Origin of the sequence: Garicola koreensis (assembly GCF_014195445.1) — a bacterium.
Lineage (GTDB): Bacteria > Actinomycetota > Actinomycetes > Actinomycetales > Micrococcaceae > Nesterenkonia > Nesterenkonia koreensis.
In genome coordinates this window covers 301,486-313,178 of the sequence record NZ_JACIBT010000001.1, presented here as the reverse complement: position 1 = coordinate 313,178, position 11,693 = coordinate 301,486, and the positions used below count along the sequence as shown (strand labels likewise).

At 66.6% G+C, this 11,693-nt stretch carries 14 protein-coding genes; 6 read left to right on the top strand and 8 right to left on the bottom strand.

Going from position 1 to position 11,693, the window contains the following annotated elements:
• Nucleotides 1-14 precede the first annotated feature (14 nt).
• Nucleotides 15-224, bottom strand: coding sequence for a heavy-metal-associated domain-containing protein (locus FHX47_RS01515; RefSeq protein WP_183357127.1), 210 nt, complete (start codon nt 222-224; stop codon nt 15-17).
• Nucleotides 225-638: 414 nt separating this feature from the next.
• Here FHX47_RS01515 and FHX47_RS01510 point away from each other — a divergent pair, with 414 nt between their 5' ends.
• Entirely contained in the window at nt 639-1,856 is a 1,218-nt protein-coding gene (locus FHX47_RS01510) for an L-serine ammonia-lyase (RefSeq protein WP_183357126.1), read from the top strand.
• Here FHX47_RS01510 and FHX47_RS01505 read toward each other — a convergent pair whose 3' ends face one another.
• Nucleotides 1,857-2,777, bottom strand: coding sequence for an NADP-dependent oxidoreductase (locus FHX47_RS01505; protein ID WP_183357125.1), 921 nt, complete (start codon nt 2,775-2,777; stop codon nt 1,857-1,859).
• Nucleotides 2,778-2,830: 53 nt separating this feature from the next.
• Here FHX47_RS01505 and FHX47_RS01500 point away from each other — a divergent pair, with 53 nt between their 5' ends.
• From FHX47_RS01500 to FHX47_RS01490, 3 genes are read left to right on the top strand one after another with little or no spacing between them, the layout of a single operon-like run.
• Nucleotides 2,831-3,391 carry a GNAT family N-acetyltransferase gene (locus FHX47_RS01500; RefSeq protein ID WP_183357124.1) on the top strand — a complete coding sequence of 187 codons (561 nt, stop codon included), beginning with the start codon at nt 2,831-2,833 and terminating at the stop codon, nt 3,389-3,391.
• Between the two features lie 4 nt (nt 3,392-3,395).
• Nucleotides 3,396-4,220 carry an aldo/keto reductase gene (locus FHX47_RS01495; RefSeq protein ID WP_183357123.1) on the top strand — a complete coding sequence of 275 codons (825 nt, stop codon included), beginning with the start codon at nt 3,396-3,398 and terminating at the stop codon, nt 4,218-4,220.
• A gap of 12 nt (nt 4,221-4,232) precedes the next feature.
• A complete protein-coding gene (locus FHX47_RS01490) occupies nt 4,233-4,865 on the top strand; it encodes a hypothetical protein (RefSeq protein ID WP_183357122.1) in 633 nt (210 codons plus the stop codon).
• 6 nt (nt 4,866-4,871) lie between these two features.
• Here FHX47_RS01490 and FHX47_RS01485 read toward each other — a convergent pair whose 3' ends face one another.
• From FHX47_RS01485 to FHX47_RS01470, 4 genes are all read right to left on the bottom strand, one after another.
• Entirely contained in the window at nt 4,872-5,447 is a 576-nt protein-coding gene (locus FHX47_RS01485) for a protein-L-isoaspartate O-methyltransferase family protein (protein WP_183357121.1), read from the bottom strand.
• Between the two features lie 61 nt (nt 5,448-5,508).
• Nucleotides 5,509-6,534, bottom strand: coding sequence for a nitronate monooxygenase (locus tag FHX47_RS01480; RefSeq protein WP_221205959.1), 1,026 nt, complete (start codon nt 6,532-6,534; stop codon nt 5,509-5,511).
• A 117-nt stretch (nt 6,535-6,651) separates the two neighbouring features.
• Nucleotides 6,652-7,836, bottom strand: a complete 1,185-nt coding sequence (locus FHX47_RS01475) for a hypothetical protein (protein WP_183357119.1) — start codon at nt 7,834-7,836, stop codon at nt 6,652-6,654.
• 58 nt (nt 7,837-7,894) lie between these two features.
• The gene (locus FHX47_RS01470) at nt 7,895-8,302 is read right to left on the bottom strand and encodes a hypothetical protein (protein ID WP_183357118.1); all 408 of its coding nucleotides are present in this window, start codon (nt 8,300-8,302) and stop codon (nt 7,895-7,897) included.
• Between the two features lie 130 nt (nt 8,303-8,432).
• Here FHX47_RS01470 and FHX47_RS01465 point away from each other — a divergent pair, with 130 nt between their 5' ends.
• On the top strand, nt 8,433-9,749 hold the full coding sequence (locus tag FHX47_RS01465) for an alpha-hydroxy-acid oxidizing protein (RefSeq protein ID WP_183357117.1): 1,317 nt from the start codon (nt 8,433-8,435) through the stop codon (nt 9,747-9,749).
• 53 nt (nt 9,750-9,802) lie between these two features.
• Nucleotides 9,803-10,012 carry a dodecin gene (locus FHX47_RS01460; protein ID WP_183357116.1) on the top strand — a complete coding sequence of 70 codons (210 nt, stop codon included), beginning with the start codon at nt 9,803-9,805 and terminating at the stop codon, nt 10,010-10,012.
• Between the two features lie 12 nt (nt 10,013-10,024).
• Here FHX47_RS01460 and FHX47_RS01455 read toward each other — a convergent pair whose 3' ends face one another.
• Both FHX47_RS01455 and FHX47_RS01450 read right to left on the bottom strand, forming a co-directional pair.
• On the bottom strand, nt 10,025-10,792 hold the full coding sequence (locus FHX47_RS01455) for an isocitrate lyase/PEP mutase family protein (RefSeq protein ID WP_183357115.1): 768 nt from the start codon (nt 10,790-10,792) through the stop codon (nt 10,025-10,027).
• A 56-nt stretch (nt 10,793-10,848) separates the two neighbouring features.
• Nucleotides 10,849-11,676, bottom strand: coding sequence for a methyltransferase domain-containing protein (locus FHX47_RS01450; RefSeq protein ID WP_183357114.1), 828 nt, complete (start codon nt 11,674-11,676; stop codon nt 10,849-10,851).
• Nucleotides 11,677-11,693: the final 17 nt, after the last annotated feature.

The window sequence follows — 11,693 nt, the reverse complement described above, 5'->3', positions numbered from 1 at the left end:
CTATCAGTCAGCGATCAGAGATTGACGGTGTAGCCAGCTTCCTTGACGGCGGCCATAATGTCCTCATCGGTGAAATTGTCGCCGCTGACAGCGACCCGGCCGTCATCAACGGTGGCTTCGACCGAGGTCACACCAGCAATCTCGCCCACTTCCTCTTCCACGGAGGCCTTGCAGTGACCGCAGGTCATACCCTCAACCGTGTAGTTCTTCGTCGCAGCTGCCATGAGAGATCCTTTCCTCGCCGATTGCAGGGTCGCGGTAGCCGACCCAACTCCTAAATACCCTATACCCCCATAGGGTATATGACAAGGGTGAAATCCGCTTCCCGTACCGGTGCCTGCACCTGCCTCCCAGCTGTGGCAGAAACGGCGTGAGATAGAATCCGTCCACCCGTGATTCAGTCACCATCGAGACCTCTTGGAGGGAGACCCCACCATGTGCCAAGCGATCACCTGCAGCGTCTGCGGCAGGACGACGTGGGAGGGATGCGGCCACCATGTCGAGGAGGTCAGACGAACTGTCCCCGCGTCGAACTGGTGCCCTGGCCATGAGCGCGAGGGTGCCTGGTAATCCCCGGCACGGCTCCGTGCGCCGTCTGTGCTGTTCCTATGCCTTCTGTTCGCGCGTAGTCTGGATCCATGGCGATCAGTCTCTTTGATCTGTTCAGTGTGGGGGTGGGGCCCTCCTCCTCCCACACTGTGGGGTCGATGCGGGCTGCACAGCGGTTTGTCTCGCAGAAGCTGATCGACGACGGCGAGCTGGATCGGCTCAGCGGCATTCAGGTGGAGCTCTTCGGGTCTCTGTCAGCCACTGGTGCCGGGCACGGGTCGTTCACCGCCATTCTGCTGGGCCTTGAGGGCTGGGCCGCCGATGAGCTGATCGCTCAGGAGACCTACTACTCGGTCGGCGGCGGGTTCGTGGTCGCCGAATCTGATGATCCGACAAGCGAACTCAGCGCTGAGACCACCACGATCCCCTACCCCTTCCGCGCCTCGGAGGAACTGTTCAACCACTGCGAGCGCACCGGACTGGCCGTCTCGCAGATCATGCTGGCCAATGAGTGCGTCCGCCGCAGCGAGCAACAGGTCCTGGACGGGATCTGGCACCTCTGGGAGGTGATGGAGGCGTGCAAGAACTCGGCCCTGGAGCGCGAGGGCACGCTGCCCGGCGGGCTGAATGTGAAGCACCGCGCACCAGGCTGGCACGCCAAACTCTGGCAGCAGGACCCGGATCGCTCGCACGCCTACTGGCAGGAGTGGGTGAACCTGGTGGCACTGGCTGTCAACGAGGAGAACGCCTCCGGCGGCCGGGTGGTCACCGCCCCCACCAACGGCGCGGCAGGGATTATACCGGCGGTGGGCTTCTATGCCACCCACTACGGAGCCGGCGCCAGCTTTGCGGATCAGGCGAATCTGCGCCACATCGTGACCACCTATCTGCTCACCGCCGCCGCCATCGGCGTGCTGTACAAGGAGCAGGCCTCCATCTCCGGGGCCGAAGTCGGCTGTCAGGGTGAGGTCGGCTCGGCCTCCTCCATGGCTGCCGCCGGACTGTGCGAGGTGCTGGGCGGGACACCGGCCCAGGTGGAGAACGCCGCAGAGATCGCCATGGAACACAACCTGGGCCTGACCTGCGACCCCATCAGCGGACTGGTGCAGGTCCCCTGCATCGAGCGCGACGCGATCGCCGCCACCAAAGCTGTCAACGCCGCGCGCATGTCACTGATGGGCGACGGCGAGCACCGGGTGAGCCTCGATGAGGTCATCACCACCATGGCCGAGACCGGCAAAGACATGTCGCATAAGTACAAGGAGACCGCCCTGGGCGGTCTGGCCGTCAACGTGGTCGAATGCTGATCAGCCGGCGACGTCGATGAGGATTTTGCCGCTGGCCCCACGCTGACTGTGCTCCATCGCCTCGGCCGCCTGCTCCAGCGGGTAGACGGAGTCGATGCTGACTCTCAGCCGCCCTTCGCTGATCTTGTGGAGCAGAGTCTGCAGGCGTGGGCCGTCGGGACGGACCCAGATGAACCGGCCGCCGTGCTCCAGGACCCCGGGATCAGCCACCGACGCGATGCGCCCGGGCTCCTTGAGGACCGCGACACTCTGGTCCAGCACCCCTCCGACGAAATCCGCCACGGCGGTCACCCCGTCCGGGGCCAGGTGCCCAAGACGCTCCGTGAGACCCTCGCCATAGGAAACCGGGGTCACCCCGAGCTCGCTGAGCTTTGCGTGGTTGGACTCAGCGGCGGTGCCGATCACCGTGGCGCCGAGTTCGGCGGCCAGCTGCGCCGCAATGTGCCCCACTCCCCCGGAGGCGGCATGGATGAGCAGCGTGTCATCGGCGGTGACGTTCAGCGCTTCTAAAGTGCGCAGGGCAGTCAGTCCCACCAGCGGCAGCCCGGCAGCGGTGCTGGTCTCCACGTCGTCGGGGATGTGCGCCACAGAGGTGGCCGGTGCTGAGACGAACTCTGCGTAGGTGCCCCCGTGGACGAAATCTTTGCGGGCATAGGCGGCCACCCGGTCGCCGACGGCGAACTCGGGGGCGTCGGGGCCCACGGCTTCGACCGTTCCAGCAACGTCCCACCCGGGGACCACCGGGAAGACGACGTCGAGCATCTCATCCAACCCTCCGGAGAGGACCTTCCAATCGACTGGGTTCACCGAGGCATGCTCGACCCTGATCAGCACCGTGCCGGGTGCGACCTTCGGTGTCGGCAGGTCCATCAGCTCCAGGTCCTGCGGTTGTCCGTATTCGCGGTAAGCCATTGCACGCATACCGGCCACAACACGCAGCCCCCGGCGCACATTCCACCCGATACGCTGAGAGCATGCAGCGTGCTGTGACCCTGAGGCCCCTGAGCACCCAGGACGCCGATGAGGTGCTCGCCGGTTTCCTGGCGGACCCACAGATGCAGCACCAGGGTGATGTCAGAGACCGTGACTCGGCCACCGCGTACATCGAGTTCCTCACCTCGGCTGAGCAGGGCAACGCCGGGTTCGGGGTGCAGGTCGGCGCCCGGTGCGCAGGCGTTGTCGGCATCAACGGCGCTGACGCGCACAAGTTGGGTTGGTTCTTCTACTGGATGCACCCGGACTTCCGCGGGCAGGGCATCACCTCGCGGGCCGCCGCCACAGTGGCTGCCTGGGCGCTGAGCACCGGTGGGTTCCAACGCCTGGAGCTGGGGCACCGGGCGAACAATCCGGCGTCGGGCCGGGTCGCTGTGGCCGCCGGTTTCGTGCCCGAGGGGCTGGAGCGCAAGAAGTTCATCCACCAGGGCCAGCGCGTGGACGTGCTCACCTATGGTCGGCTGGCCACCGACCCGGCGCCGCAGACGCCGCTGCTCCCCCGGGTCGACCACGACGGCACCATCCGTCTCGCCGTAGGGTAGGAGCATGACGACGACGATTGAGCTCAACTCCGGAGCACAGCTGCCGCAGCTCGGCTTCGGGACGTCCCAGGCGGCCACCCCGGCGGCCTCCGTCGCCGCAGCCCTGCAAATCGGCTACCGGCATGTGGACACCGCCCAAATGTATGGCAACGAGGCTGAGGTCGGTGAGGGCATCCGGGCCTCCGGAGTGGCGCGCGAGGACATCTTTGTCACCACCAAGCTGCACAATCCCAATCATGATCCCGCCGATGCGCGACGCACCTTCACTGAGTCGCTTCGGCGCATGGGGCTGGACTACGTAGATCTGTTCCTCATTCACTGGCCAATGCCGTTTCTGCAGATCGACTACCTCCACACCTGGGAAACGCTGATCGAGCTGCGCGATTCCGGCCGGGCCGCCTCCATCGGCGTCTCCAACTTTCAGCCCGATCACCTGGACCGGATCATCGGGGCCACCGGCGTCGTGCCCGCGGTCAACCAGATCGAAGTTCACCCCTACTTCGCCAACAACGAGGTGCGCGAGTTCGCGAAGTCCCACGGGATCGCCATCGAGGCGTGGAGCCCATTGGGCAAGGGCGATGAGCTCACCGATCCGGTGATCAGCGGCATCGCCGAGCGGCTGGGCCGCAGCCCGGCTCAGGTGGTGCTGCGCTGGCACATTCAGCGCGGAGACGTCGTCATCCCCAAATCTGATCGTGAAGAGCGGATGCGGCAGAACGCCGATGTCTTCAGCTTTGAACTCACTGACACCGATATGGCGGCAATCGCGGCGTTGGACAGGGGCGAGGACGGCCGACGCAGCGCCCACCCGAACGTGCTGGGCAAGTAGGGCCGAGCGACGATGAGCAGAGCACAGGTGCCGCGCAGCGCTGTCGACGCCAGTCTGTGGTTCATACTGGGGCGCAGCCTCACAGCTGACACCCCAGCGACGCCGGGGAGGCAGGCGCTTGACCCTCAGCTGGTCCAAGCGGTGACTACCATGCTGAACGACCAGGGATCCGCACCGCTGGCGGCCACTGTGCTCGATACTATCCAAGCCGGCCGCGAACGCCTGGAGACAGACGCATCGCTGACCCTCTCGACGGCCCGCTATGACCAGCTGCGCACAGCGTTCCTCACCGCCCATCAGATTCATGGCGGCAAGGGCCGGACGCTGTGGCCGGTGGGAAGCACCACCGCCTTAAAGCGTGCCGGCGGCTCGTGGAACGCAGCCCTGGAGCAGGCCGGGCTGGCGACCTCGTCCACGCCGAAGAACTCGACGTTCGGCAAGGCCCGGTTCACCGCCGAAGACTTTCAGTCTGCGGTCGCTGATTTCGCAGCAGCCGCCGACGATGACGGGTCCGCCGCCACCTACCAGGGGTATGTGAAGTGGCAGGGTGAGCAGAAGCTGCGGGGCCGCAGCGACCGGCCCTCGGGGGCTGCGATTCGCAACGCCTACGGCAGTTGGAGCGCCGCCCTGGCAGCCAGGCGGTGAGACAGCTCAGCGCAGCGGTACGAAGCTGTAGGGGCCGTGTCGGGTGGTGACGATGTCCTCGCCCCGCTTCTCCACGTGCAGCATCTGACTGCGCACCGGGATCACCATCGTCCCGCCCTCGGCCAGTTGTGCCACCAGCTGGTCCGGCAGCTCCGCAGCCTCGGCGGAGACGAGTATCCGGTCGAACGGCGCCTCGTCGGGGGCTCCGAGCACCTCTGGGTCTGCTTGGCGGACTCGCACCCAGCTCATCGGGTACTTCCCTAGCGCGCCGGCAGCATCCTGGGTGAGCTCCGGGACCAGTTCGGTGCCGAGGACCGCACCGGTCTCACCGACTATGTGCCCCAGAAGTGCGGTGCTCCACCCGGATCCGGCACCGACGTCGAGCACTCTGTGGCCCGGTTGCGCGCCGAGCAGCCGCAGCATATTCGCCACAGTGCGCGGCTGCGAGTTGGTCTGCCCGTGGCCCAGCGGTACCGGCTGATCTTCAGCGGCCAGCCCGCGAACCTCATCGGGGAGAAAATCTTCCCTGGCCACAGCGGCGAAGGCTGCTGCGACGGGATCGTCAACGTCGTCTCTTCTCATACAGCTATAGTGCACCCCCCAGCTCAACGCGGAGTCAATGTCCCTCGCCTCACCGCGGGCCTCACCGCACTGCGGCGGCGAGGTGGCGAATCGTGCGCGCCACCGGGCCCTCAGCGGCTGACCGGTAGCCGGTTCCCGCCCAGAAGTGGGCACCATCGACGTCGCCGGCAGCAGCGGCACGGCGGCGCAGTTCCCGGGTCATGTGGTGCACGGCCGGGTAGCCGGTGACTGCGTGGGGCTCGTAGGCGTCGACGAAGCCGTTGCGCAGCCCGCGGGCCGGGCGGCCGGTGAAGGCCCGGGTCACCACGGTTTCGGCAAAATGCTCGGAGGCGAGGGCATCTTTGTGCAGCTGCGAAGCACCGGACTCTTCGGTGCGCAGCAGAAGCGTGCCGACCTGCACCGCCGCGGCCCCAGCCTGAAGCAGTGTGCGCACCGCGCTCGGTCCGTCGACGCCTCCAGCGGCAATCAGCGGCAATTTGGTCACGGCGTCGACGTCGCGCACCACCTCTGCGGTCGGCCTGTCGTCAATCACCCGCGCAGGGTCCCAGGTGCCGCTGTGACCTCCGGCTGCTGGGCCCTGCACGACCAGGGCATCGACGCCGGCCTCCTGGGCGGCTTGGGCCTCTGCCGCGGTGGTGACCGTTGCCCAGACTGCGCTGCCGGCCCGGCGCAGCCGACTGATCTGCTGGGCAGGCGGCAGACCGAAGGTGAAGGAGACCACAGGCACCGGGTTCTGACACAGCAGCTCCACCTTCTGCGGCCACTGGTCGTCGTCGTCCAACTGCGGGATATGCAGGTCCATGCCGTACTTCGCCGCCTGTGGGGCCAAAGCTCTGCGATACTGTTCCACCGGTTCGGCCTCGTTGGGCGCCTCCCCGACGATGAAGAGGTTCACCCCGAAGGAGACGCCCCAGGTGCGGGCCTGCTCGATCTGGGCGGTCATCGTTGCGGGGTCGGCGTTGGCGGCGGCCAGGAAGGGAAAACCGCCGGCTCGGCCCACGGCTTCGGCCAGCTGCAGGCTGCTGGGCCCACCGGCCATCGGGGCCGCCACCAGCGGCAGGTCGCTGTCGATCACTGCAGGTGCCATGGCCATCATGTCCTCTCGGTCGGCTCAGCAGATCAGTCAGCCCAAGCGGCTGCAGGTACAGCCTATCCAGACTACCGGACACCCTTCGGCGGTCGGCGGTCGGCGGTCGGCACAGTGTCAGGCATCCACCGGACGAGGGGCGGTCTCCTTCCGCACTGCGGCGATGATGGCACGCACCGCGAGCACCAGGAACATCACCAGAGCCGAAGCTGCCAGGAAGGAAAGGCTCAGCTGCATTGGTGGGGGTGCCGGGATCAGTGCCAGCAGAGCTGCACCGTTGAGCACCACCAGCCGGACCCACCGGCCGCGGTCCAGAAGCGCAGTCGTCCGCCGCGTCACGCCGGGGCCTCCGCCCAGCACCACGGGCAGCAGATAGGACAGCGCACCGGCGATCAGCTGGGCGAGGAACCCGAGAGCAAAGGGCGCGGTGAGACTGCGTACCGAGCCCACTGCATCACTCATGGACTCAGCTGAGATGAGCATCAGCGTCAGGATCACGAGGCTGCCGACCCACCAGCCCAGGCTGAAGGCCACCGACCATGGCCCAAAGTGGGAGGGCGCACGGGCGGCGGCCGCACGGACCAGGGAGACGCCGATGACGGCCAGACCAGCAATATAGACCAGCACACCGACGGCGACCGCCCACGGGGAGTCGAGGGCCGAGCTGCCGGTGATGATCAGCAGTCCGAGCACCAGCAGCCACCAGGCGCGGGCGACCGCCCGCTCTGCCCCGGCTTCGATCTGGGTCCGCAGCATGGTCGGCCAGAAGGTGAGCAGGGTGCCGGCGACTGTCAGCCCCACAAAGCCCAGCACGTTGAGTCCGATGTGGGCGAAGAGCAGCTGGGCGAACATCTCTTGGCTGCCACGGACCATCTCCACACCGAGCCACCCGCCCACCGGCAGGCAGAGGGCCGCGGTGATGTAGTAGCGAACGGTGACGGAGAAGCGGGAGGCCAACGTCCCACGGCTCTGCAACCATAGTCCGACGCCGTGGAGGAGGGCAGCGGCAGCGATCAGCGCCGCACCGATCATCAGCACCGGATACCATCCGGTCACGACCCCGGCTCCCACAGCCACAATCCCGGGGTTGAGGATGAGCAGGGTCAGGGCTTCCCTGCGGTGGCCGATTCGGCGAGTGCGCAGCAGCGCGTCAGCGAAGTAGGAGCTCCAGATGACGATCGCGTTGGCGGCGACCCCCAGCACCAGCACATGGACCATCAGCCATCGCGCAGCCGGGATGAACGGGTGGATGATCGCCACGACCACTGCGGCAGCGGCCCAGAGCAGGACCAGAACTGCCACGCGCAGATGCCAACGCCGGCGACCAATCATAGGTCCAATGTAGGACAGGCCCGGACTATCAGCGAGGGGCGGGCAGCTGATTCACGTGGCCAGACCAGGCGCAGAAGAACCCGATCAGACGAGTGCTGGTGGCTGCGAAGGCTGTGTGTGCCTCGTCGTGCCACGTGGTGACCACCTCCGCCGGCAGCCGACGTGAGGAGGAGACAGCGATCACCGCAGAGGGCGCCCCGATTTCGGCGAGCGCCTGCACCATCTCCCGGCGTTGCGAAGCATCAGCGAACCAGTCGGTGTCCTCCAGAGCGATCGGGGTGGGAAGTCCAATGTCCTGATCGTCGCAGGGCAGCATCAGCATGGTGTTGTCCGCACGCAGGGATTCACTGAGGACGAGGTCGACGACATCGCCGGCGAGGTTGGGGGTTGAGAGGGGCAGTTCGGTCCAGTTTGGTGGAAGGTCTTCGAATGTCATGTCCTGATCATCGTGCGCGGCTGACTGCCGCCGCTACCCCTGATCGCAATCTGTGGATAACTTCTCCACAGCCTGCGGCGAGCGCAGTGGATTCGTGATAGGACTGGCAGAGATATCCCAGAGGAGACACATGTCTGATCAGCTGCAGCCCGGCCGGCGAATGCAGAACCTCATCTACCGGGCTGGGCTCTATGGACGCCGTCCGCGGGTGCCGGTGAACGCTGATGCGCTGCACACGGCCGCCGCTGCAGCAATGTCTTCCCGGGCGCGGGGCTACATCGATGGTTCAGCCGGCAGGGAGACCACGGCAGAAGCCAACCGCAGCGCCTTCGACCGGTGGCAGCTGGTGCCGCGTATGGCCACCCCAGTCACCACCCGCCGCATCGGTGTGGAGCTGTTGGGCCTGCAGCTGCCCTCGCCCTTTCTGCTGGCACCGATCGGCGTGGCTGAAATGGTCCACCCCCGGGCGGATCTGGCCACTGCCGAAGCCGCTGCGCGAACAGGCACCCCGATGACGGTCTCCACCCAGGCCTCTGTGCCGATGGAGGAGATTGCCGCTGAAATGTCCGCTGCGCCCTGGTTCTATCAGCTGTATTGGGGCAGCAGTGATGAGGTGGCGTTCAGTATGGTGCGTCGCGCTGAGGCAGCTGGGGCCTCGGCCATCGTTCTCACGTTGGACACATTCATGTTGGGCTGGCGCACCCGAGATCTGGACAACGGCTTTCTGCCCTTCGCCCATGGGATGGGGATCGGTCAGTACACCTCAGATCCGGAGTTCTCCAAGCTCGTCGAGGCTCGGGTGCGCGCCGACGCTGGGCAGACCGACACCGCTGATGCTCAGCGTCCCACCGCGGCTGCAGTGCGTGCGCTGCTCGGCATGTCCAGGCGCTACCCGGGCAGACTGCGCGAGAACCTGCGCTCGCCCTATCCGCGGGCGGCGGTGGAGACTTTCCTGGAGACCTTCTCCCGCACTGACCTGGGGTGGTCAGAGGTGGCCCGACTGCGGGAGATCACCGACTTGCCCATCGTCGTGAAAGGGATCCAGCACCCTGAGGATGCCCGAGAGGCCCAGCGTCTGGGAGTCGATGCCCTGTGGGTCTCCAATCACGGCGGACGCCAGCTCGACGGCGCCGCTGCCTCGCTGAACTCGTTGGTGGATGTCCGAGAGGCTGTCGGCGACGAGCTGCCACTGATCTTCGACAGCGGAGTACGCACCGCCTCGGACGCGATCAAGGCACTGGCACTGGGCGCCTCTGTCGTGGGCATCGGACGGCCCTACCTCTATGGGCTGGCTCTTGACGGCAGCGCTGGAGTGCAGAGTGTGCTGGACTACTTCGCCGCGGAGCTGGACATCAGCCTCGGGCTGATGGGTGTGACCGACGTCGACCAGCTTGGCGCAGAGCATCTGCACGCGGGTAGACCGGTCGGCTCTGCTCCCGTACGGTGACGTGTACCACGTCCCGCAGCTGTTCACGCGGGAAATTACCTTCAGGAGGAACCATGACGAGCAACGTGTACAACATCACCGAAATTGTCGGCACATCCACCGAGAGCTCCGACGATGCTGTCTCCAATGCCGTTCAGGAGGCCTCCAGGACGCTGCGGAACCTGGCATGGTTCGAAGTGCAGTCAGTCCGCGGCCATGTGGAGGAGAACAGCATCGCCCATTGGCAGGTCACAGTGAAGATCGGTTTCCGCCACGAGGGCTGATCTCGTGCTGGCTCAGGGTGCCCACTTCGACAGCTGATCGGCTGAGGAGTCGGCGAGCCACTTCTGCCACAGGGGACCGAAGGTGACTCGACGCACCCCCAGGTCCTTGAGCGCGTTGAGGTCACCGGCTCCGTGGCCGTCCACCGGGTGGGCCGTCACGTTGACGGCGATGGTGACGGCGCCGACCAGGCGTGCCACCTGATCGGCAGTCTTCAACCCCACCGGGTAGACGGCGCGGGCACCTGCCTGCTCCATCAGCTGCATACGGTCAGCTGCTTCCTGCACCGGGTCTGCGAAGACGCCCGCACCGAGCTTGACCGCATCGGTGCGCCCATTGATTACGAACGCCACCCCGGCTTCGTCGGCGGCGGCGCGGGCGGCACCGATGTAGTCCGCGTGCTCCTGCGGCTCGCGGACACGCTTGCCCTGGGCGTGGACGACGTCTTCAATGTTGGCCCCGACCGCGCCCACCTCCAACAGTCGGTGAATCAGCTCCGCCGGCTCCAGCCCGTAGCCGGACTCCACGTCGACGCTGACGGGCACCTCCACAGAATCGACGATCCGCCGGACCACCGCGAGGTAGTCTGCGAAGTCCATGTTCTCCCCGTCGGCGCTGCCGATGGCATCTGCCACGGGATGGCTGCCGACGGTGAGGCCGGCGAATCCCGCATCCGCTGCGACGCGCGCGCTCCAGGCGTCCCACACGGTGGGCAGCACCACCGTGTGACCGGACTCGTGGGCGTCTGCCAGCTGGTGGGCACGTTCAGTGATCGTGGGCATAAGAATCTCCTTCGGCTCGCAGTCCTCACTCTACGCCGGGGCGCGAACGCGCGGACTCAGGGTTTGCGGAAATGGAAGATTCCCCAGGCCAGCAGCCCACGTGAGCCGGCGTCGACCCAGTTCTGCAGCCCGCGCATCATGTGCTCCAGATACTCCTCGCTGGCGGAGCGCCGCAGCTCATCGATCCGCTTCTGACTCTCCTGAAGCACCCGGCCGTAGTGGGTGGCCAGCTGTTCGGTGTGGTCTTCGAACCCGACCTCCACCAGCCCGGCGTCAGCCGCGTGGGCACGGTACTGCGCCGGCGAACCCAGCGAGGGCAGGTGCAGCCGGTCCAGCACGGGCCCCAGCAGCTCCTGGGAGGTGTCATCAGCGCTCATCGGGTCAGTGAACAGCAGCTCGCCGCCGGGCCGCAGCACGCGCGCCGCCTCTGCGATCGCCGCACCCCGACGGTCCGAGTGCAGGAACGCGTCCTGGGACCACGCCAGGTCGAACGAGCGGTCCTCGGCCGGGACGTTGGTGTAGCTGCCGTCGACCAGAGCGACGGCCTCCCCCAGGCCCGCGTCGGAGTTGAGCGCACGCGCCCGCCGATTCTGCTCGGGACTGACATTGACCGAGAGCACTGCGGCGCCGAACCGGCGGCTGAGGAACCGGGACGCCCCGCAGTATCCAGAACCCAGGTCGACGACGTCGTCGATGCTCCGCTGCCCCAACCTGGCGGCCATCTGGTCCATTGTGCGGCGGCTGGCGACCGCGATCGATTCGCCATCCTCCTGATACAGACCCAGGTGGATATCCTCCCCGCCCCAGATCTGGGAGTAGAACCAGTCGGCGTCGGGATTGTCATAGGCGGCTTGCGCTACGCGTTCATCCTCATACTGCGGCAAGGGCACTCCTCCTGTGG

Excerpts from the sequence above, each read along its gene's own strand:
- FHX47_RS01500 (WP_183357124.1), top strand. The coding sequence starts at position 2,831 with ATGCAGCGTGCTGTGACCCTGAGGCCCCTGAGCACCCAGGACGCCGAT.
- FHX47_RS01460 (WP_183357116.1), top strand. The coding sequence starts at position 9,803 with ATGACGAGCAACGTGTACAACATCACCGAAATTGTCGGCACATCCACC.
- FHX47_RS01515 (WP_183357127.1), bottom strand. The coding sequence starts at position 224 with ATGGCAGCTGCGACGAAGAACTACACGGTTGAGGGTATGACCTGCGGT.
- FHX47_RS01470 (WP_183357118.1), bottom strand. The coding sequence starts at position 8,302 with ATGACATTCGAAGACCTTCCACCAAACTGGACCGAACTGCCCCTCTCA.
- FHX47_RS01465 (WP_183357117.1), top strand. The coding sequence starts at position 8,433 with ATGTCTGATCAGCTGCAGCCCGGCCGGCGAATGCAGAACCTCATCTAC.
- FHX47_RS01495 (WP_183357123.1), top strand. The coding sequence starts at position 3,396 with ATGACGACGACGATTGAGCTCAACTCCGGAGCACAGCTGCCGCAGCTC.
- FHX47_RS01510 (WP_183357126.1), top strand. The coding sequence starts at position 639 with ATGGCGATCAGTCTCTTTGATCTGTTCAGTGTGGGGGTGGGGCCCTCC.
- FHX47_RS01480 (WP_221205959.1), bottom strand. The coding sequence starts at position 6,534 with ATGGCACCTGCAGTGATCGACAGCGACCTGCCGCTGGTGGCGGCCCCG.
- FHX47_RS01490 (WP_183357122.1), top strand. The coding sequence starts at position 4,233 with ATGAGCAGAGCACAGGTGCCGCGCAGCGCTGTCGACGCCAGTCTGTGG.
- FHX47_RS01485 (WP_183357121.1), bottom strand. The coding sequence starts at position 5,447 with ATGAGAAGAGACGACGTTGACGATCCCGTCGCAGCAGCCTTCGCCGCT.
- FHX47_RS01455 (WP_183357115.1), bottom strand. The coding sequence starts at position 10,792 with ATGCCCACGATCACTGAACGTGCCCACCAGCTGGCAGACGCCCACGAG.
- FHX47_RS01505 (WP_183357125.1), bottom strand. The coding sequence starts at position 2,777 with ATGCGTGCAATGGCTTACCGCGAATACGGACAACCGCAGGACCTGGAG.